General features: G+C 59.9%; 24 protein-coding genes. 12 read left to right on the top strand and 12 right to left on the bottom strand.

Translation table 11 applies throughout. The annotated features are described in order from the left end of the window. Positions 1–140: 140 nt before the first annotated feature. The 6 genes from C9383_RS02860 to C9383_RS02885 all read right to left on the bottom strand — a co-directional run bounded on the left by C9383_RS02860 (position 141) and on the right by C9383_RS02885 (position 3,734). The gene (locus C9383_RS02860; RefSeq protein ID WP_060755959.1) at positions 141–512 is read right to left on the bottom strand and encodes a glutathione S-transferase N-terminal domain-containing protein; all 372 of its coding nucleotides are present in this window, start codon (positions 510–512) and stop codon (positions 141–143) included. A 103-nt stretch (positions 513–615) separates the two neighbouring features. Then, positions 616–1,161 carry a GTP cyclohydrolase I FolE gene (gene folE, locus C9383_RS02865; protein WP_003175229.1) on the bottom strand — a complete coding sequence of 182 codons (546 nt, stop codon included), beginning with the start codon at positions 1,159–1,161 and terminating at the stop codon, positions 616–618. 302 nt (positions 1,162–1,463) lie between these two features. Then, on the bottom strand, positions 1,464–1,844 hold the full coding sequence (locus C9383_RS02870) for a DUF1090 family protein (RefSeq protein ID WP_060755958.1): 381 nt from the start codon (positions 1,842–1,844) through the stop codon (positions 1,464–1,466). A 205-nt stretch (positions 1,845–2,049) separates the two neighbouring features. Then, the gene (locus C9383_RS02875; RefSeq protein ID WP_090369615.1) at positions 2,050–2,607 is read right to left on the bottom strand and encodes a Smr/MutS family protein; all 558 of its coding nucleotides are present in this window, start codon (positions 2,605–2,607) and stop codon (positions 2,050–2,052) included. A gap of 75 nt (positions 2,608–2,682) precedes the next feature. Next, complete coding sequence (locus tag C9383_RS02880) at positions 2,683–3,003, bottom strand: hypothetical protein (RefSeq protein WP_090369617.1); 321 nt, start codon at positions 3,001–3,003, stop codon at positions 2,683–2,685. 140 nt (positions 3,004–3,143) lie between these two features. Further along, positions 3,144–3,734, bottom strand: a complete 591-nt coding sequence (locus tag C9383_RS02885; protein ID WP_090369619.1) for a cysteine hydrolase family protein — start codon at positions 3,732–3,734, stop codon at positions 3,144–3,146. Positions 3,735–3,972: 238 nt separating this feature from the next. Here C9383_RS02885 and prmB point away from each other — a divergent pair, with 238 nt between their 5' ends. Then, entirely contained in the window at positions 3,973–4,881 is a 909-nt protein-coding gene (prmB, locus tag C9383_RS02890) for a 50S ribosomal protein L3 N(5)-glutamine methyltransferase (RefSeq protein ID WP_060755954.1), read from the top strand. A 74-nt stretch (positions 4,882–4,955) separates the two neighbouring features. On the opposite strand, the gene C9383_RS02895 is transcribed toward prmB, so the two are convergent. Together C9383_RS02895 and C9383_RS02900 are read right to left on the bottom strand one after the other, a co-directional pair. Then, on the bottom strand, positions 4,956–5,762 hold the full coding sequence (locus C9383_RS02895) for a hypothetical protein (RefSeq protein WP_090369621.1): 807 nt from the start codon (positions 5,760–5,762) through the stop codon (positions 4,956–4,958). Between the two features lie 99 nt (positions 5,763–5,861). Further along, a complete protein-coding gene (locus tag C9383_RS02900) occupies positions 5,862–6,824 on the bottom strand; it encodes an alpha/beta hydrolase (protein ID WP_090369623.1) in 963 nt (320 codons plus the stop codon). A 143-nt stretch (positions 6,825–6,967) separates the two neighbouring features. Here C9383_RS02900 and aroC point away from each other — a divergent pair, with 143 nt between their 5' ends. From aroC to C9383_RS02920, 4 genes are all read left to right on the top strand, one after another. Continuing rightward, complete coding sequence (gene aroC / locus C9383_RS02905; protein WP_060755951.1) at positions 6,968–8,059, top strand: chorismate synthase; 1,092 nt, start codon at positions 6,968–6,970, stop codon at positions 8,057–8,059. Between the two features lie 73 nt (positions 8,060–8,132). Continuing rightward, positions 8,133–9,296, top strand: coding sequence for an MFS transporter (locus C9383_RS02910; protein WP_090369625.1), 1,164 nt, complete (start codon positions 8,133–8,135; stop codon positions 9,294–9,296). After that, the gene (locus C9383_RS02915) at positions 9,293–9,823 is read left to right on the top strand and encodes a 1,2-dihydroxy-3-keto-5-methylthiopentene dioxygenase (protein WP_090369628.1); all 531 of its coding nucleotides are present in this window, start codon (positions 9,293–9,295) and stop codon (positions 9,821–9,823) included. The genes C9383_RS02910 and C9383_RS02915 overlap by 4 nt, the downstream gene beginning before the upstream one ends. Before the next feature lie 207 nt (positions 9,824–10,030). Then, a complete protein-coding gene (locus C9383_RS02920; RefSeq protein WP_060755948.1) occupies positions 10,031–10,300 on the top strand; it encodes a response regulator transcription factor in 270 nt (89 codons plus the stop codon). 60 nt (positions 10,301–10,360) lie between these two features. On the opposite strand, the gene C9383_RS02925 is transcribed toward C9383_RS02920, so the two are convergent. Further along, entirely contained in the window at positions 10,361–10,639 is a 279-nt protein-coding gene (locus tag C9383_RS02925) for a DUF3509 domain-containing protein (RefSeq protein WP_060755947.1), read from the bottom strand. A 393-nt stretch (positions 10,640–11,032) separates the two neighbouring features. Between C9383_RS02925 and C9383_RS02930 the strand changes: the two genes are divergently transcribed. The 5 genes from C9383_RS02930 (at position 11,033) to C9383_RS02950 (ending at position 16,775) form a co-directional block, all read left to right on the top strand. Next, positions 11,033–12,859 carry a long-chain-acyl-CoA synthetase gene (locus tag C9383_RS02930; RefSeq protein WP_090369630.1) on the top strand — a complete coding sequence of 609 codons (1,827 nt, stop codon included), beginning with the start codon at positions 11,033–11,035 and terminating at the stop codon, positions 12,857–12,859. A 97-nt stretch (positions 12,860–12,956) separates the two neighbouring features. Then, the gene (locus C9383_RS02935; RefSeq protein ID WP_090369632.1) at positions 12,957–13,472 is read left to right on the top strand and encodes an ankyrin repeat domain-containing protein; all 516 of its coding nucleotides are present in this window, start codon (positions 12,957–12,959) and stop codon (positions 13,470–13,472) included. Between the two features lie 41 nt (positions 13,473–13,513). Continuing rightward, positions 13,514–14,044: a hypothetical protein gene (locus tag C9383_RS02940; protein WP_090369635.1), complete on the top strand. Its 531-nt coding sequence runs from the start codon at positions 13,514–13,516 to the stop codon at positions 14,042–14,044. A gap of 67 nt (positions 14,045–14,111) precedes the next feature. Beyond that, positions 14,112–14,303, top strand: coding sequence for a PLDc N-terminal domain-containing protein (locus C9383_RS02945; RefSeq protein WP_003172956.1), 192 nt, complete (start codon positions 14,112–14,114; stop codon positions 14,301–14,303). 381 nt (positions 14,304–14,684) lie between these two features. Next, the gene (locus tag C9383_RS02950; RefSeq protein ID WP_090369638.1) at positions 14,685–16,775 is read left to right on the top strand and encodes an LTA synthase family protein; all 2,091 of its coding nucleotides are present in this window, start codon (positions 14,685–14,687) and stop codon (positions 16,773–16,775) included. A gap of 55 nt (positions 16,776–16,830) precedes the next feature. On the opposite strand, the gene C9383_RS02955 is transcribed toward C9383_RS02950, so the two are convergent. Continuing rightward, a complete protein-coding gene (locus C9383_RS02955) occupies positions 16,831–16,983 on the bottom strand; it encodes a DUF3309 family protein (RefSeq protein ID WP_015885095.1) in 153 nt (50 codons plus the stop codon). A 327-nt stretch (positions 16,984–17,310) separates the two neighbouring features. On the opposite strand from C9383_RS02955, the gene C9383_RS02960 reads away from it, so the two are divergent. After that, positions 17,311–18,126 carry an SDR family oxidoreductase gene (locus tag C9383_RS02960; RefSeq protein WP_090369641.1) on the top strand — a complete coding sequence of 272 codons (816 nt, stop codon included), beginning with the start codon at positions 17,311–17,313 and terminating at the stop codon, positions 18,124–18,126. Between the two features lie 127 nt (positions 18,127–18,253). Continuing rightward, positions 18,254–18,451 (top strand): carbon storage regulator CsrA, encoded by a 198-nt coding sequence (csrA, locus tag C9383_RS02965; protein WP_060755941.1) that lies wholly within the window; start codon positions 18,254–18,256, stop codon positions 18,449–18,451. Between the two features lie 7 nt (positions 18,452–18,458). Here csrA and C9383_RS02970 read toward each other — a convergent pair whose 3' ends face one another. Further along, positions 18,459–18,686 carry a YheU family protein gene (locus C9383_RS02970; RefSeq protein WP_003192759.1) on the bottom strand — a complete coding sequence of 76 codons (228 nt, stop codon included), beginning with the start codon at positions 18,684–18,686 and terminating at the stop codon, positions 18,459–18,461. A gap of 62 nt (positions 18,687–18,748) precedes the next feature. Then, a complete protein-coding gene (locus C9383_RS02975; protein WP_090369643.1) occupies positions 18,749–19,933 on the bottom strand; it encodes an osmoprotectant NAGGN system M42 family peptidase in 1,185 nt (394 codons plus the stop codon). Positions 19,934–19,949: the final 16 nt, after the last annotated feature.

A 19,949-nucleotide genomic window follows, 5' to 3' on the forward strand; every position in this document is an offset into this window, starting at 1 on the left:
CCCGATAGCGGTGTGTCAGGTTCAGAAACCGTGACTGACACACCGCCATCGGGAGCAAGCCCCCTCCCACAGTGACAGCGTTAAGCTTTAACTGACTGATGGGGCAAGCCCCCTCCCACCAGTTGATTGGTATCGGTCAGTCAGATCGCGGCGAAACGCTTGTCCAGGTAATCGATGATCACCTTGGAGTCATACATCCAGGTGGTCTCGCCGTTTTCTTCAATGCGCAGGCACGGCACTTTGATCTTGCCCCCTTGTTCCAGCAGGGTCTGGCGGTCGTGCTCGTTATTCTTCGCGTCCTTCAACGCCACCGGCACATTCAGGCGGTGCAGGGTGCGACGGGTCTTCACACAGAACGGGCAGGCATGGAACTGATACAGGGTCAGGTCCTTGGCGGCGGCGTTGACCTTGGCCTGTTGTTCGGCAGGGCGCTGCTTTTTGCGCGGACGGGTAAGCAAGTCACCCGCGATGATGACGTGGCCGAGGCCCACTCGAAGTGCTTTGACGAACATGGCTTAAACCTCTTGCCCGATACAGAAGGGGCCGCAGCTTACCTGAATTTTGCGGGCGAAAAAAAAACCGGCGATGAATGCCGGTTTTTTCTTACTCAACCTGTTATTTGATCAGGCTGAGGAATTCGCTGCGGGTGGCCGCGTTTTCGCGGAATTCACCGAGCATCACCGAAGTGATCATCGAGGAATTCTGTTTCTCCACACCGCGCATCATCATGCACATGTGCTTGGCCTCGATCACCACCGCCACGCCAAGGGCGCCTGTGACTTGCAACACGGCATCGGCGATCTGGCGGCTGAGGTTTTCCTGGATCTGCAGGCGACGCGCATACATGTCGACAATCCGCGCGACCTTCGACAGGCCCAGCACTTTGCCGCTCGGGATGTAGGCAACATGGGCCTTGCCGATAAACGGCAACAGGTGGTGTTCGCACAGCGAGTACAACTCGATGTCCTTGACCAGCACCATTTCGCTGTTGTCAGAGCTGAACAAGGCACCGTTGGTGACTTCTTCCAGGGTCTGTTCATAGCCGCGGCAAAGGTACTGCATCGCCTTGGCGGCACGCTTTGGCGTGTCGAGCAGGCCCTCGCGGGAAACGTCCTCGCCGAGCTGGCCGAGGATCGCGGTGTAATTCTGTTCCAATGTCACAGAGCTTTATTCCGTATGGGTTCTAGAAGGGTACGGTTTCTGCCTGTACCAAAAATGTTTACCAATCAAGCGTTGGTTCATACCTGCCATTGGGCACATGGTAGCGTAAGTGTGGCGGCAGTTGTATTGCCCTTCAATGCGACGAGCGCCGCGTGCAGGGTTTGTCGGTCCGAAAACCCCTTCTGCATGCGTCCGGATGCCCGTTTTTCGGTGCGGTAGCGTGACGCACCTGCTGCTCGTGACCAGCCAGTTTGCAGTTGAAAAAAAGCCCGCAATCGCGGGCTTTTCAGATGACTCAGGGCTTACTTGAAAAGGCCGCCGATGGCATTGATCGCATCGGCGGCCTTATTCACGTTTTGCTGTCGCTGTGGGTCGGTGTTCACTTGGGCTTGGGCGTTATAGCCGGTATTGCTGCAGGTTTTGTTTGTCTGCGTCAGCGCGGCTTGAAACGCGCTGGCGCGCAACGTATCGCCCTTGGCATTCGCCGCGTTGAGGTTCGCCTGCAGGTCGCGGATCTGTTGCTGGCAGGAGGCGATACTGGCGTTGTTGGTGTTGTTGTTGGTGTTTGCTCCACCCAGAGCAGACGAGAGAGCGCCCGTCAGTGCGGTCAAGTCAGCGGCATGGATGGGGAGGCAGATCAGACTCAGCAGTGCTGCGGATGGAGCGAGCTTGGAAAGACGCATGGCAAACCTCAATGTTTAATCGTCCGCACAAACCTGGGCACCGAGCGGGTGCAGGACGATATCCATAAGGTGAGCGCTCGGTTGGAGCGAAATACTATTTGGTCAATTTTTGAGCTTCAATATTCGATTTTCGTAAATGTGCGGCCTTTCACGTTATCCGGCCGCTACGAAAAACGAACAACTCAGGGTTTTCGCCTTATTCCGGTTACTCGTCGCGCCCTTCCATCATGGTGCGCTTGAGCATTACATACACCGCGCCGGCGCCGCCGTGGCGGGCCTGGCATGAGGTAAAACCGAGTACCTGGGGGTGCTGGCGCAGCCAGGTGTTGACGTGGCTCTTGATCATCGGACGCTTGCCGTCGAGCCGCACCGCCTTGCCGTGGGTGACGCGCACGCAACGGATTTCGAATTTCGTCGCTTCGGCCAGGAAGGCCCAGAGGGTTTCGCGGGCTTTTTCGACGTTCATGCCGTGCAGGTCAAGGCTGCCTTCGAACGGGATCTGCCCGACCTTGAGCTTGCGCATCTGGCTTTCCTGCACGCCGTCGCGGGCCCACATCAACTCGTCTTCGGGGCCGACATCGATCACGAACTGGTCAGACAGACCGTCGACCGTGGTGGCATCGGTGCGCACGGTCGCGGCCTGGCGCAACTTGGCAATCTGCGCCCGGTCGGTCTTGGGTTTGCCGGTGTCGGCGCGGTCGTGCTTGATCGGCTTGACGCCGCGCAGCTCGTTTTTGAACAGGGAGAAATCGTCGTCTTGCATATCGGCCTCCGCGAAGGGCGGGCAGTTTACCTAAATCGCGGCGGCCAGGGCGCAGGAAACGCTATCCAAGCGCCATCAGTCGTGCTTTTTCATCAGGTGTGCAGCGATGTTCAGAGACAAGGGTTGGCGCATCCGTCGACGGCTGCGACGCCACAACCACACGCCCAACCACAGCACCAACAGGCCGGTGACCAACAAAATGGCCGAACCGCCAGGGCTGGTATTCAGCTCACCCAGGGCGGGTGAGTGCCCCGACAAACCGGCACCACCAGCGCCGGCCAACAGCAGACCTACTATCGCCACCAGCGCGGCAAAGCCGGCGACCAGGCGCAGACGCCAGTTGCTCGGGCCCTTGGGGCGCAAGCGACGAGCATCAAAACCATCGGATATCTTCATTCCGACCTTTCCTCCAGGGTATCGGCCCTTCGACCGGAAGATACACAACTTGTTCCTGGGAGAGAGGTAAATGCGCCAAATGAGAGGGCATTGCGGATGAGCGGGGCGATTAATACGCCACGCCGCTCATCAGATGTCGATCAGATCAGATCTTCGGTCAACGCCAAGGTCGCAAAGTTGTCGGCCATGATGGCCATTTCGGTCTGTTGCACGTGCTCGGCACTCAGGACGCCACCTTTGTAAGGCAGGTCGCGGGTGGCGCAGGCGTCTTCCACCAGGGTGCAGCGAAAGCCCAGGTTCTTGGCGGCGCGCACGGTGGTGCTGACGCTGGAGTGGCTCATGAAACCGCAGACGATCAAGTCCAGGGAGCCAAGGTCCTGCAGGTGTTTTTCCAGGCCGGTCCCGTGGAAGGCGCTGGGCAACAGCTTGCCGATAACGGTTTCGTCACCGAGCGGTTCCAGGCCCGGAATGAATTCGCCGCGCTCGCCTTGCGGGTCAAAGAGGCCGCCGACGGTACCGAGGTGGCGCACATGCACGATCGGGCGCCCGGCGTTGCGGGCTGATGACACCAGTTGCTTGATATGACTGACGGCTGCATCCATGCCGGAGAGGGCAAGCGGACCGCTGAGGTATTCCTTTTGGGCGTCGATGATCACGAGGGTCGCATGATTCAGGTTGGCTGCTGCATAACCACGACCGCTGAGTTGAAACATCGTCTTTGGAACGGACATTCTGGGGCTCCTGTGAGGGGGGCTTTTGTGACATTGTCCACTGGCTGAGCGGTTCTGTGAATCGCTACCATCGTAAGGTACGCCGTTGTTGACGTGCAGCGATGTCAAGAGGGTGGCTTGTTGAGTCCAATGATGGCAAATGGAATGAAATCCGACGGGTGGTGAGGTGTTTTCGTACATCGAAGGGACAGGCGAAGGCTGTTAGAATCGCCAGTCGTTTTTTCCAGGAGTCTGCCCCGTGATTACATCCCGCCTGCGCACTTTGCGCGACCATATCCGTTGGGCTGTCAGCCGTTTCCATGGGGAAGATCTGTTTTTCGGCCATGGCACCGACAATGCCTGGGACGAAGCCCGGCAATTGGTGCTCGGCGCCTTGCACCTGCCCTGGGAAATTGCCGACAGCTACCTGGACTGCAACCTCGAAGAAGAGGAAATCTCCCATGTGCAGCGTTTGTTGCATCGCCGCATCCACGAGCGTCTACCCACGGCTTACCTGCTGAAAGAGGCTTGGTTCTGTGGCCTGTCGTTTATTGTCGACGAGCGCGTGTTGATCCCGCGCTCGCCGATCGGCGAACTGATCGAAAACCGCTTCGAACCCTGGTTGGCCCAGCCACCGGCGCGCATTCTCGACCTGTGTACGGGCTCCGGCTGCATTGGTATTGCTTGTGCTTATGAATTCCAGGAGGCCGAGGTGGTGCTGGCCGACTTGTCTTTTGAGGCATTGGAAGTCGCCAACCAGAACATCGAGCGCCATGGCGTCGATGAGCGTGTCTACACCGTGCAAGGGGATGGCTTTGACGGCCTGCCGGGTCAGCGGTTCGACCTGATCGTGTCCAACCCGCCGTATGTGGATGCTGAAGATTTTGCCGATATGCCGGAGGAATACCAGCACGAGCCGGAGCTGGGCCTGGCTTGTGGTGATGATGGCTTGAACCTGGTGCGGCGCATGCTGGCCGAGGCGGCGGACCACTTGACCGAGAAGGGCTTGCTGATCGTCGAGGTCGGCAACAGCCAGGTGCACGTCGAGGCGTTGTACCCGGAAGTGGACTTCGCCTGGCTGGATTTCCAGCGCGGTGGCCACGGCGTATTCATGCTCACGGCAGAACAGTGCCGGGCGCATCAGGCAGTGTTTGCTGCCAGGGTCTAAGCCGGTTAGTGTGAACCCGATCAATGTGGGAGGGGGAAAGCCCCTCCCACTGTTTATTGCATTTCATCCCGCTGTCAGCGGTGCGTGGCAATCCAGATCAGCAAGCCTGCCTGAAACACGGTAAACGCAACCAGGCAAGTGATGGTGAAGCGCAACCCGCTGTCCTCACGCTTGAACTTGGTGACCTTCTCCTCTTCCTTGCGCAACTTCACTTCATGCTCGGCCAGGTTGTGCTCGGCCTGTTGCAGCATCTGTGCGGCCTCGAGAATCTCCACGAACTGCACCTTCTCGGTGTTCCAGCTGTCGAGTACTTCGCTGACTTTGCTCGGCTGCACGTTGCCTTTGAGGTGCTGTACGTCGGCGTAGGCCACGTCAAAACCCTGGATGCGCAGGAAATGATCACGGCGCAGGCGCGTGGCTTCATTCAGGGCGTCTTTGTTGGCCAGGTCCACGCCGTCGACGCGGTAGTGTGACCACTTCTTTTTGGCCCATGCCGCGCCCTGGGCGACCAGGAAACGGCCGAGGCCACGGTTGGCCGGTTCGATTTCCAGGCTGTTGCCCGGGCCGAAGTGCACGCGGTGGGTATCGTGATCGACCCAGATATCCAGGTGGTTCTGCTCACGGCGCACGCGTTGCGCCGGCAACTGGATGACCATGCGCAACAGGCTGCGATGTTTGTCGTGGCGCTCGGCATAACCGAACTGCACAAAGCGCAAGGGCCGTGCGCCGGTCGCGCGGTCCGTGGTCAGCGGCGCCAGGCGCAGCATCTTGAAATGTTCGGCCTGTACGTCCGCCCACGGCAGCGCCGCCGCCTCGACGGCCTCGGTTTTTTCAGCCGGGGTGTCGGCGGTAGGTTCTGGTGTAGCTTCGGTGGTTGTCATGCGGCGCGATCCTGTCCAAGCCTTGCGAGTCGGCAGTCTTTTTACTATCGACTCTGGGCTTATCGGCCGCGTTCTTCAGGACTGGAGGCAAATAGTCGCTTAACGGGGCCCAAGTCCGTCGATAAAGCGCACGATGCGCTGGCCCAGCTCGGCCGCGAGGGGCAGTTGCGGGTCGTTGTAGGACTCCAGTTGTTCCTTTACATCCTTGGGGATGATGCGCATCACGTGGTTCATCCCCTCGATTACCGTGAGTTGCGCGTCCGGCTTGGCTTTTTTCAACAGTTGGGCATCGGCGACGCCGACCTGAATGTCGTGGGTGCCCTGGATGATCAGCGCCGGCATCTTCAATCTGGCGAACGCGGCCGAAGGATCGGCGCGGAACAGGCTGATCAGGTAAGGCTGCACGCTGGGTCGGAAAATACCTTCCAGCGGGCGAGGCACATCGGCATCCACTTGACCGGCCTTGAGGTGATCGAGGATCTCATTACTGCGCAGCAGCAGGGCCGGAGGTAGATGGTTGGCCAGTTGCTGGCGAATCACCTGGTCTACCGGCCGGGCGCTGCCGGAGAGGGAAATGACGCCCGCCGGGTCAAGTTGCGGCGCGGCGAGGGCGGCCACCAGCGCGCCTTCGCTATGGCCCAGCACGATCAGCGGGCCCAGGCGGGTGTCGTGCTTGAGCAGCTTGCCCCAGGCCACGGCGTCGGCCACATAGGCGTCGAGGGTCAGGTTGCGCTCGTCCGGGGTTGCGGCGAGGCTGGCGGCCACCCCGCGCTTGTCGTAGCGCACGCTGGCAATGTTATTGCGGGCCAGCACCCAGGCCAGGCGCTTGAGGCTGTCGTTGCGTGCGCCGTCAGCGCTGTTGCCGTTGCGGTCAGTGGGGCCGGAGCCGGCGATGATCAGTACCACCGGCACCGGCTTGTCGGATTTGGGCAGCAGGAGCGAACCGAATAACTCGCCGCTGCCGGTGTCCAGGCTGATAGGCCGTTGCAGCACGACAGGGGAGGCGGCGAAGCCAAGGCTGGAAAACAGGGTGAGGGTCAAAAGCAAAACTCGTAGCATCATCGCGCCATTATCAGGAAGGTGCCGGTTGGACCAACGTCTACCGGTAAGGTTTCGAGGATGAACTAGTCCGATAGCCTGCGTATACTGGCCGCCTTAAGTTATTACGGTTGACTTGATTCAACTGATTTCACGGAGCGCCCTGCATGTCCGGCAATACCTTCGGCAAGCTGTTCACTGTCACCACCGCGGGCGAAAGCCATGGCCCGGCGTTGGTCGCCATTGTCGACGGCTGCCCGCCTGGCCTCGAGCTGTCCCTGGAGGACTTGCAGCGTGACCTGGACCGCCGCAAGCCCGGCACCAGCCGTCACACCACCCAGCGTCAAGAGCCCGACGAAGTCGAAATCCTTTCCGGCGTCTTCGAAGGCCGCACCACCGGTTGCGCCATCGGCCTGTTGATCCGCAACACCGACCAGAAGTCCAAGGACTACTCGGCGATCAAGGATCTGTTCCGCCCGGCCCACGCCGACTACACCTACCATCACAAATACGGCGAACGCGACTACCGCGGCGGTGGCCGCAGCTCGGCCCGCGAAACCGCAATGCGCGTGGCGGCCGGTGCCATCGCCAAGAAATACCTGGCCACCCAGGGCATCGTCATCCGTGGCTACATGAGCCAACTGGGCCCGATCGAAATCCCGTTCAAGACCTGGGACAGCGTTGAAGACAACGCCTTCTTCAGCCCCGACCCGGACAAGGTGCCGGAACTGGAAGCCTACATGGACCAGTTGCGCCGCGATCAGGACTCCGTCGGCGCCCGGATCACCGTGGTCGCCGAGGGCGTCAAGCCGGGCCTGGGCGAGCCGATCTTCGACCGCCTGGACGCTGAGCTGGCCCACGCCCTGATGAGCATCAACGCGGTGAAGGGCGTGGAAATCGGCGCCGGTTTCGCCTGCGTATCCCAGCGCGGCACCGAGCATCGTGATGAACTGACGCCGCAAGGTTTCCTGAGCAACAACGCAGGCGGCATCCTGGGCGGTATTTCTTCCGGCCAGCCGATTGTTGCGCACCTGGCGCTCAAGGCTACATCGAGCATCACCACGCCTGGCCGTTCGATCGACGTGCACGGCAACCCGGTGGATGTGATCACCAAGGGCCGTCATGACCCGTGCGTGGGCATCCGCGCCACACCGATCGCCGAGGCGATGATGGCCATCGTGCTGATGGACCACCTGCTGCGCAATCGTGGGCAGAACGCCGATGTACAGGTGAGTACCCCGGTGCTGGGCCAGCTGTGACGTCCAGTGCTGTTGAGCGAGCTTACTGTGGCGAGCGAGCTTGCTCGCGCTGGGCCGCGAAGCAGCCCTACGCATGAGTCCCGTCCTCCCATACTGGCGCCTCTCCAGCTTCTACCTGTTCTATTTCGCCCTGCTTGGGGCGACGGCGCCATTCCTGGCGTTGTACTTCGATCACCTGGGGTTCCCCAGCGCACGGATCGGCGAATTGGTGGCCATCCCCATGTTGATGCGCTGCGTGGCGCCGAACCTGTGGGGCTGGCTCGGCGACTACAGTGGCCGGCGGCTGGCCATCGTGCGGTTTGGCGCGGTGTGCACCCTGGCGAGCTTTTCACTGATATTCGTCAGCAAGACCTACGCCTGGCTGGCCATGGTGATGGCGCTGCATGCGTTCTTCTGGCACGCGGTACTGCCGCAGTTTGAAGTGATCACCTTGGCCCACCTGCAAAAACAGACCTCGCGTTACAGTCAGATCCGCCTGTGGGGCTCCATCGGCTTCATCTTGACCGTGGTCATCATGGGGCGCCTGTTCGACTGGCTGAGCCTGGATATTTACCCGGTGGTGGTCGTGGTGATCATGGCCGGCATCATCGGCGCCAGCCTGTGGGTGCCCAACGCGCAGCCAGCCACCCAGGGCAACCGCCTGGCCGGTGACGGGTTTCTCAGGCAATTGCGCAGTCCCGGGGTGCTGGCGTTTTATCTCTGCGTGGCCTTGATGCAAATGAGCCACGGGCCGTATTACACCTTCCTCACGCTGCACCTTGAACACTTGGGCTACAGCCGAGGTGTGATCGGCCTGCTGTGGGCGATGGGGGTGGTCGCCGAAGTACTGATGTTCCTGGCCATGAGCCGCATCCTCGCGCGCTTTTCGGTACGCCGGGTGCTGCTGGCCAGTTTCCTGTTGGCAGCGCTGCGCTGGTTGCTGCTGGGGACACTGGCTGAGTTTTTCTGGGTGCTGTTGCTGGCGCAAGTGATGCACGCCGCCACGTTCGGCAGTTTTCATGCCGCGGCGATTGCCTTTGTGCAACGCAGCTTCGGCGACCGCCAGCAAGGCCAGGGCCAGGCATTGTACGCAGCCTTGGCCGGCACGGGCGGGGCGGTCGGCGCCCTGTACTCCGGTTACAGCTGGAACCTGTTGGGGCCGACCTTCACCTTTAGTATTGCCAGCGTCGCAGCCCTGGCCGCTGCCGTTATCATGGGCCTTCGATTGCAAGAGCCGAACCAAGGAACCGTGCAATGAGTTATGTAGCCGTCTACCCCGTCGCCACACCCGATACCCCGAACAAGGTGTTGACCCACTTTGACGATATCCGCTCGACCCTGGCTGAACACGGCGTGCGGTTTGAGCGCTGGCAGCCTGGCGTCATTGAAAAGGGCGCCAGCGACACGGCCATGATCGCGGCCTATCAGCCGCAGATCGACACCCTGGGCTATGCGGCCGCAGAGGTGGCCAGCGTGACCCGTGACCACCCACAGAAGGATGAGTTGCGCGCCCAGTTCCTTGACGAGCGCCGTTACAGCGAAGATGAAGCGCGTTTCTTCATCGCGGGCCAAGGCCTGTTCAGCCTGCACATTGGCGACTACGTGTACGGCGTGCGCTGTGAAAAAAATGACCTGCTGGTGATCCCCGCCGGCCTGCCCCATTGGTTCGACATGGGGGACAACCCGCACTGTGTGACGCTGCGCTTGTTCAACACGGTTGAAGGGCAAGTGCCTGATTTTACCGGTGACACCCTTGCACGTCTTTTTCCAGGGTTGGATGACTAACCACCAGTATTTGAATGTTCAACCCCGGTAAGTTTGAAATTGCTGTGGGAACAAGCTTAATTGCTTGTAAGGTTTGACTGTTTATTTTGTGTTCTGCGCTTTCATTCCATTCGTTATGTAACTCTCTCCAGATTCGATGTTTATGTCGCCTGTCAATAGGAGGAATCCGAAGGGTGACAAGGATTCTGTAAACCAAAGGAGAGAGCAATGAGTGGCCCCGTCAAGTCAGGTCACCCGCTGGTCAGCCTGCCGACGGCGATCAGAAAGCGCATGAGTTTGTCCGGCAAACCTTTGACCCCAGCGGAACTGGAGATCCTGCGCTGGGCCTCGGAGGGCAAGACGGTGTGGGAGATCAGCCAGATCCGCGCCACTTCCGAAGCGACGGTGAAATTCCACCTGCGCAATATCTATGGCAAGTTGGACGTGACCAACCGGGTACAGGCGATGAACGAAGCCGCCCGCCAGGGCTTATGCTGACGCACAGCAAAAAGGGCCGCGACGCTGGATGGCGTCGCGGCCCTTTTGTATACGTGGGGTTTATGCCGAATGGTAAGTCGGCAGGGCAAAGCGGTTCTGGCTTTGCAGCATCGAAATCTGCGGTAGCTCACTGGCTTGTTCGGCCAGGTCACGGCGAATAGCGCTGATCACCCAGGTCAGTTGATCGGCGGTGTGCAGTTGCTGATAGGAAATCGAACGCTTGACCTGTTTACCTTCGCTGTTGCGCAGGGTCAACAGGATACCGCCATCGGGACGCGGCTGAGTGGTGACTTCGTATTGGGAGAATACAGAGGCGAATTTGTCTTGGATCAGGCTCATGTCTATCAGCTCCGTTGGCTCAAGTGGGCAAGCATGGAGTGATAGGTGCAGTGATTGTGCCAGTATTGCGATGATTAAAAAGTCTTTATAAATCAATAATTTATAAAATTTCTAGATTTTCGGTTTCGTGCAATTTGCATGAATGGCCATCGTGCATCCTGCATTTTGCGTTATCGAGGCAGAACATTTCGTACTGCGCTTACGGTTAATGACTGCTGGCTCGCCGCAAAATTCCGTTTTTGTGTCTTGCCTGGCCGGGATACAAAACTTTTCAAATCCTGCGTGTACACCCACAGAATCGCTGGCGTATTTTCCTGCAAGACGTTTGGGCTCCTGCCTACAGGAGCAGCGTTGTTGTGGGTCAGACCAAGAATAAGAAAAAGGACGTCCGCCATGAGCCATCAGCAAGACGACATGATCACCTGGGGCATGATGCTGCGTAAGGTGCCTGCCATCGTTCGAGCCCTGCCACGGGTGGTGCGGGGCATGCGTGCGGCGAATGTCACTGACCCCCGACAGCCGTGCGGGCTCGGTTGGCATTTCGAACAGGCGGTGCTGCGTAATCCACACGGCCCCGCACTGTTGTACGGCGACAGTGTGCTCAGTTACAGCGAAACCAACCAGCGCGCCAACCGTATTGCGCACCACCTGCGCGCCCAGGGCGTCGCCAAGGGGGATGTGGTTGCCGTGTTTATCGAAAACCGTCCCGAATTGCTCCTGACCGTGCTGGCCGTGGCCAAGCTGGGCGGGGTTTGTGCCATGCTCAATACGTCCCAAACCCAGGCGACGCTGGTGCACAGCCTGAACCTGGTAAGCCCGGTGGCGATCGTCGTGGGCGCAGAGTTGGTGGCCGCTCACACGGCGGTGCGTGATCAGGTAGCGATCGAAGCGGCCAGGACCTGGTTTGTCGCGGATCAAGCCACGAGCGCGGTACCGGATGGCTATGTTGACCTGATGGCCGCCAGCGTCGGCTGTTCGGTGGACAACCCCGACAGCACCGGGCACATCTTCTGCAACGATCCCTGCTTCTATATCTACACCTCCGGGACCACCGGTTTGCCCAAGGCCGGGATCATGAAACACGGGCGCTGGACCAAAACCGCCGTCAGCTTCGGCAGCATTGCCCTGGACATGGGCACGGACGACGTCCTGTATTGCACCTTGCCGCTGTATCACGGCACCGGCTTGTGTGTGTGCTGGGGTTCGGCGATCGTCGGGGCGTCGGGGTTCGCCATTCGCCGCAAATTCAGCGCCAGCCAGTTCTGGGACGATGCACGCAAATTCAACGCAACCACCCTGGGCTATGTCGGTGAGCTGTGCCGTTACCTGCTCGACCAGCCGCCCAGCGTGCAAGACCTCGATAATCGGGTGACCAAGATGGTTGGCAATGGCCTGCGTCCGGGGGTGTGGGCGCAGTTCAAGCAACGCTACGGGGTTGAGCATGTCTGTGAACTGTATGCCGCCAGTGATGGCAACATCGGCTTCACCAATGTCTTGAATTTCGACAATACCATCGGTTTTTGCCTGCAGCACTGGGCGCTGGTGGACTACGCCCACGACTCGGGCGAGCCGCTGCGTGGCCACGACGGCTTGATGCGCAAGGTGCAAACGGGTGGGCAGGGGTTGCTGCTGGCCAGGATCGATGAAAAGTCGCCCTTCGACGGTTACACCGACCCGGAGAAGAACCGCAAGGTGGTGCTCACCGACGTGTTCGAGAAGGGTGACCGCTATTTCAACACGGGTGACTTGTTGCGCAGTATCGGCTTCGGCCATGCGCAATTCGTCGACCGCCTCGGCGATACCTATCGCTGGAAGGGCGAAAATGTGTCGACCACCGAAGTGGAGAACGTGCTGCTGCAGCACCCGCAGATCGCCGAAGTGGTGGCCTACGGCGTCGAGATCGAAAACACCAATGGCCGTGCGGGCATGGTCGCGATCACGCCCAGCGAGTCCTTGGCGTCATTGGATATGCGTGAGTTGCTGCAATTCGCCCACGGCCAGTTGCCACACTATGCAGTACCGTTGTTCCTGCGGATCAAGGTGCAGATGGAAACCACCGGTACCTTCAAATACCAGAAGGTCAAGCTCAAGGAAGAGGCCTTCGACCCTGGCAAGTCGGGCAATGACCCCGTCTACGCGTGGCTGCCGGGTTCGGACTGCTACGTGCCGATGACCGGGCAATTGCTGGCGCAGATTCAGGGTGGCCAGTTCCGCTATTGATTCTGCCTATGAGGGCTTTTGACAAAAAAGCCATGACCGTGAGGAACTCAGCCGCCACACTGGCACCCTATACAGCACCCCCTTATGGAGCCCTCGCATGTCAGACCACGCCAAACAAATGACCGAAGAAGAAGCCGCCGAATTTGCCGAACAGGTCTTCGACGTGGCCCGCAAAGGCGATGCCGCCATGCTCGCGGCGTTGCTGGCGAAAGGCTTGCCGGCCAACTTTCGCAACCATAACGGCGACACGTTGCTGATGCTCGCGGCCTACCATGGTCATGCCGAGGCGGTTAAGGTGCTGCTGGAATTCAAGGCTGACCCGCAGATCGCCAATGACAAGAACCAACTGCCGATCGCCGGCGCAGCGTTCAAGGGCAACCTGCCGGTGGTCAAGGCGCTGATCGAAGGCGGCACGCCAGTGGATGCCGCGTCCTCGGACGGCCGCACGGCGTTGATGATGGCGGCGATGTTCAATCGCGTTGAAATGGTCGATTACCTGCTCGGCCAGGGCGCTGACCCCAAGGCGGTCGATGCCCAGGGCGCGACCGCGCTGGCGGCGGCGCAGACCATGGGGGCGGTGGATACGGCGGCGCATTTGCAGAAACTGGTGTAGGCTACGCGCCCTCGAAAACCCGCCCGCCACAGGATCCGCCCATGAAAACCGCCCTCGTCGAACTCATCAGCAAAATCAGCGCCGGCGTCATGGGCGAGGACGAAGTGGCGCGCATCGCCAACGAGGCGGCCCAGGCCTACGCCGACCCTGTGGCTTTTCTGGCCGCCAACCCGGATATCAACTACGACGATACGTTTCCTATCCCGTTGGGTGAGTGGGTGGTGGTCGGCAGCCTGCCGGAGACTGCACTGTTCCAGGCCGACACCTACGGCGACCTGTTTGCGCAGATCGTTGCCTCGTTCGGTCCGGGCGTGCCGTTCAACCTCAAACCCAAGCAACTGGCCAAGACCGACGATCTCACCGCGCTGAACCGCATTCAGATCCAGATGAGTGCCCTCAGCCAGGAAGAGGGCGGTTACGTGCTGATGAATTTCAGCCAATTGCTCGATGACGAAATCCAGGCGGTGCTGGTGTACGGCAACGACCTGCCACGGGTGCTGGAACTGTGCGCGCAAGTGGGGATCAAGGCCGAGCCGTCCCTGGAAGCCCTGCGCGTTGCCGTACACGTCTGAAATAAAACGGAACCCCTGCCAGGGCTGACTATCCTACAAGTGCATGCCCTCACTTAGGAGCGACACCATGGGTTCCACTTTTAATGGCCTGATCGGCCTGATCATTCTGGCGCTGGATATCTGGGCGATCATCAACGTGTTCAAAAGCGGCGCGAGCACGGGCGCCAAAGTGCTGTGGATCTTGTTGATCCTGTTGCTGCCGGTATTGGGCCTGATCATCTGGGCAATTGCCGGGCCGCGCGGCAACGTGCGGATCTGACAAGTCACTCCATTGGAGTGGCCACAGTCCATATATGGCTACAGTGAATAATGTGGGAGGGGGCTTGCTCCCGATGGCGGTGTTTCAGTTAACACATTCGTTGACTGTTACACCGCCATCGGGAGCAAGCCCCCTCCCACATTTGCTTTCCCAGTAGTTGGGAAATTTGTGTGTCGAAATATTCGGTGCACGAAATTTTCACATCTCATCCAAGACAATTCGCCGGCTTCATCTCCCATCCAAAGGCTCTATTTCGAGTGCCATTCACGGTGGGGCAGTGGTGCGCGTTCAGTAATTAATAGCCTTGCCGCCGTTGATCGGGCACCATTCGCGCCACTGCATTACTTCGAAACTTAAACTTCCAATGGGTCCTGAAACGACATGGCAAACCCGGACGCCCTGAATCAGCAGCGAGCTTCAAATCGCCTGCTGCAACCGACCGTCAAATCCCATCTGGCGTACACACTGCTTTGCGCACTGGTCATGATGGTGATGTTCTCCCTGCTGCGCCTGGCGCTGCTGGTCTACAACCGTGAGATGATCCTCGATACGCCGGCCTCGACCTTTCTCGAAGCGTTCGCCAACGGTACGCGCTTCGACATCCGCTTTGTGATGTATGCGCTGGTGCCGCTGCTGCTGGCGTTGTTCAGCGTGCGAGCCATGGCGGCGCGGGGGTTCTTCCGTTTGTGGCTGACCGTCGCGTCCAGCATTGCCCTGTTCCTGGGCCTGATGGAAATGGACTTCTACCGCGAGTTCCACCAGCGCCTCAACGGCCTGGTCTTCCAATACGTGAAGGAAGACCCGAAAACCGTGATGAGCATGCTCTGGTACGGTTTCCCGGTGGTGCGTTACCTGCTGGCCTGGGCCGTGGGTACGCTGATCCTGAGCATGGCCTTCAAAGGTGCCGACCGCGCAACGCGCCCCCGTGGCCCGTTCAGCGGCGGCAGCATCGGCACGCGCCAGGTGGCGCCGTGGTACACCCGCATTGCGGTGTTCGTGGTCTGCCTGTTGATCGCTACCGTCGCCATTCGCGGCACCCTGCGCCAGGGCCCGCCGCTGCGTTGGGGGGATGTCTACACCACCGACTCGAATTTCGCCAACCAGCTGGGTTTGAACGGCACCCTGTCGCTGATTGCCGCCGCCAAGGCGCGTTTCTCCGAAGAGCGTACCAACATCTGGAAGGCCACCCTGGACCAGCCGCTGGCGACCCGGACCGTGCGCGACATGTTGCTGCTGCCGGCCCATGAGAAGCTGGTAGACACCGCCAGCGCCGCCGTGCGCCGTGACTTCACGCCACCGGCCGAGAAGACCCTGCCGATCAAGAACGTCGTGGTGATCCTGATGGAGAGCTTTGCCGGTCACTCGGTAGGCGCCTTGGGGCGTCCGGGCAATATCACGCCGTACTTCGACAAACTGTCCAAGGAAGGCTTGCTGTTCGATCGCTTCTTCTCTAACGGCACCCACACCCACCAGGGTATGTTCGCCACCATGGCCTGCTTCCCGAACCTGCCGGGTTTCGAATACCTGATGCAGACACCCGAAGGCAGCCACAAGCTATCGGGCCTGCCGCAGTTGCTCAGCGCCCGCAAGTTTGACGACGTGTATGTCTACAACGGCGATTTCGCCTGGGACAACCAGTCGGGCTTCTTCAGCAACCAGGGCATGACCAACTTCATCGGGCGTAACGACTTCGTCAACCCGGTGTTCTCCGACCCGACCTGGGGCGTGTCCGACCAGGACATGTTCAACCGTGGCCTGGAAGAGTTGAAAGCCCGCGAAGGCGGCAAGCCGTTCTACGCACTGCTGCAAACCCTGTCCAACCACACGCCGTACGCGTTGCCGACGCCATTGCCGGTAGAGAAAGTCACCGACCGTGGCAGCCTCAACGAGCATTTGACCGCCATGCGATACTCCGACTGGGCCTTGGGCCAGTTCTTTGAAAAAGCCCGTAAAGAGCCGTACTTCAAGGAAACCCTGTTCGTGATCGTGGGCGACCACGGTTTTGGTAACGAACAGCAGATCACCGAGATGGACCTGGGCCGCTTCAACGTGCCAATGCTGATGATCGCACCGGGCATGCAGGAGAAGTTCGGCGTGCGTGACCACACCGTGGGCACCCAGATCGACATCGTGCCGACCATCATGGGCCGCCTCGGCGGTGACACCCTGCACCAGTGCTGGGGCCGTGACTTGCTGAACCTGCCGGAAGGCGACAAGGGCTTCGGCGTGATCAAGCCATCGGGCAGCGACCAGACCGTCGCCTTGCTCACCGACGACCGCGTGCTGGTATTGCCTAAGGAAATGCCACCGAAGCTGTGGCAATACGAGTTGGGCGAAAACCCGACAGGCAAAGTCATTCCGGACTCGCCGGATGAGGCGGCCTTGAAGCAGAAGCTTGAGTCGTTCCTGCAAACCGCAACCAAGAGCCTGCTGGATAACACGGCCGGTGTGGTGGATGGCAAGCCGGACTAACTAACCGGCAATAAAAAAGAGGCCTCTATATGAGGCCTCTTTTTTTGGGCGGCGCTTATATGCGACCGAGCAACAGCAACACCAGCAGAACGACCAGCACGACACCCAGGATACCCGATGGGCCATAGCCCCAATTACGCGAGTGAGGGAACACCGGCAAGCCGCCGACCAACAGCAGGATCAGGATAATGATCAGAATGAGGCTCATATTTTCTTCCTTATTGGCCTTGGGTAAAGACCGGTTGTTTAACGAGAGGCCCGCCAGTTGTTCACGGACGCCTTGATAACTCCGACTGTGCCCCTTTAAAGAAAATTCCCTGTTTCTTTAAAGCATTTTGCAAACTTTCTTATTTCTTTTAATGCGCTCGCAAATAGCCAGGCTTAGTTGAAAAAGATTGAACTTACCCGATAAGCCAGCCTCGTACCCGCTCGCCGGTTTGCCCGAGGCATTCATCAATTGGATGGTGCGTGGGTACGCGAAAAACCTTCGCTACACTGCCGAGCACTACTTCCGAGAACACAAGGCAACTTCTCTATGCAAAATCGCATGATGATCACTGGCGCCGGGTCCGGGCTGGGTCGTGAAATCGCTCTGCGCTGGGCCCGTGAAGGTTGGCAGTTGGCCTTGTCGGATGTCAGCGAGCCGGGCTTGCAGGAAACCCTCAAGCAGGTGCGCGAGGCCGGTGGTGATGGCTTCACCCAGCGCTGTGATGTGCGTGACTACAGCCAGCTCACGGCGCTTGCCCAAGCGTGCGAGGTGAAGCTCGGCGGCATTGATGTCATCGTCAATAATGCCGGGGTCGCGTCGGGCGGCTTCTTCGCCGAATTGTCCCTGGAGGATTGGGACTGGCAGATTGCAATCAATCTGATGGGCGTGGTCAAGGGATGCAAGGCGTTCCTGCCGCTGTTGGAGAAGAGCAAGGGCCGGATCATCAACATCGCCTCGATGGCGGCGCTGATGCAGGGGCCGGCGATGAGCAACTACAACGTGGCCAAGGCCGGTGTGGTGGCGCTGTCGGAAAGCCTGCTGGTGGAACTCAAGCAGCAGGAAGTGGGTGTGCATGTGGTGTGCCCGTCGTTTTTCCAGACCAACCTGCTCGACTCTTTCCGGGGGCCGACCCCGGCGATGAAGGCGCAGGTGGGCAAGTTGCTGGAAAGCTCGCCGATCTCGGCGGCAGACATTGCCGATTACATCTACCAGCGCGTGGCCGCAGGTGAATTCATGATTCTGCCCCATGAGCAGGGGCGGATGGCCTGGGCCTTGAAGCAAAAGAACCCGCAATTGCTCTACGACGAAATGACGCTGATGGCCGACAAGATGCGGGCCAAGGCGCAAGCCGTTAAGGGCTGATTAGCGTGCAGTCTGTCAGGCAAATTACCTGTTGATGTAGGTAGTGCCTGATTTGACCGCAAGCCATTGCTGGGCCCTATTCAAGCGCGCATGGTCAAGGTCCTGTCACTCCAAAAGGACAACCGCCATGCTGGTCTTAAGCCGCGCCATAGGCGAAATCATCTCCATCGGCGATGACATCGCTTTGCATATCCTCGAACTGAACGGTACCCAGGTAAAATTCGGTATCGCGGCGCCCGTGGGCGTCAAGGTGCACCGTGCCGAGGTCTACCAGAAGATACTCGAACGCCAGGCAGCCCAACCCCACACCGCCACCAACCCCTGAAACGTCCTCAGTCGAACAGATGCTTGGGCACATCGTGCTTGAGCATCAACTGGCATTGCTCGCTCTCGGGGTCGAATACGATCAGCGCCTGGCCCTTGGTCAGGGCTTGACGTACGCGCAGTACGCGGGTTTCCAGCGGCGTGTCGTCGCCATTGTCGGTGCCGTCGCGGGTGACGAAGTCTTCGATGAGCCGGGTCAGGGTATCGACTTCAAGTGCATCGTAGGGAATCAGCATACAAGCCTCAGAGGTAGGGTCCCGGCGATCCTACTGCGCCGGGGCCCTGGTTACCAGCAGCGTCAGGACTTCTGACCGACCAGGCTGTCCACCGACGGCACGCGAGTGTCGCTCTCCATCTGCGTCTCGTGTTCCAGTTGATGGCTGAATCTGTCCAGAGAGCCCTGGGCCGGCTGTGCATCGCTGGCGAATACCGGCGGGCTGAGAATATAAGCGCCCAACAGGCGGCTGAGCGCGGCCAGGCTGTCGATGTGCGTACGTTCGTAGCCGTGGGTGGCGTCGCAGCCGAAGGCCAGCAGGGCGGTGCGGATGTCGTGGCCGGCGGTGACGGCCGAGTGGGCATCGCTGAAGTAGTAACGGAACAAGTCGCGGCGTACCGGCAGCTCGTTGTCATTGGCCAGGCGCAGCAGGTGGCGAGACAGGTGATAGTCATACGGCCCACCGGAGTCCTGCATCGCAACGCTCACGGCGTGCTCGCTGGAGTGCTGGCCGGGTGCGACCGGCGCGATGTCGATCCCCACGAATTCACTGACATCCCAGGGTAGGGCGGCCGCCGCGCCACTGCCGGTTTCTTCGGTGATGGTGAACAGCGGGTGACAGTCGATCAGCAACGGTTCGCCACTGTCGACGATGGCCTTGAGGGCGGCGAGCAAGGCCGCGACGCCGGCTTTATCGTCCAGGTGGCGGGCGCTGATATGCCCGCTCTCGGTGAATTCGGGCAATGGGTCGAAGGCCACATAGTCGCCCACGCTGATGCCCAGCGAATCGCAGTCGGCGCGGGTGGCGCAGTAGGCGTCCAGGCGCAGTTCCACATGGTCCCAACTCACCGGCATTTCATCCACTGCGGTGTTGAAGGCATGCCCGGAGGCCATCAGCGGCAACACACTGCCGCGAATCACACCGTTGTCGGTAAACAGGCTGACCCGGCTGCCTTCGGCAAACCGGCTCGACCAGCAGCCCACCGGCGCCAGGCTCAGGCGACCATTGTCCTTGATCGCCCGTACCGCCGCACCGATGGTGTCCAGGTGCGCAGAGACGGCGCGGTCCGGGCTGTTTTTCTGACCCTTCAGGGTGGCGCGAATGGTGCCGCGCCGGGTCATTTCGAACGGAATGCCCAGTTCTTCCAGGCGCTCGGCGACGTAGCGCACGATGGTGTCGGTAAATCCGGTCGGGCTGGGAATGGCGAGCATTTCCAGGAGGACTTTTTGCAGGTAGTTCAGATCCGGTTCGGGGATGGTTCGGCTCATAAAGACTCCTAAGGTC

This window comes from Pseudomonas palleroniana (genome assembly GCF_003031675.1).
Classification (GTDB): domain Bacteria; phylum Pseudomonadota; class Gammaproteobacteria; order Pseudomonadales; family Pseudomonadaceae; genus Aquipseudomonas; species Aquipseudomonas palleroniana.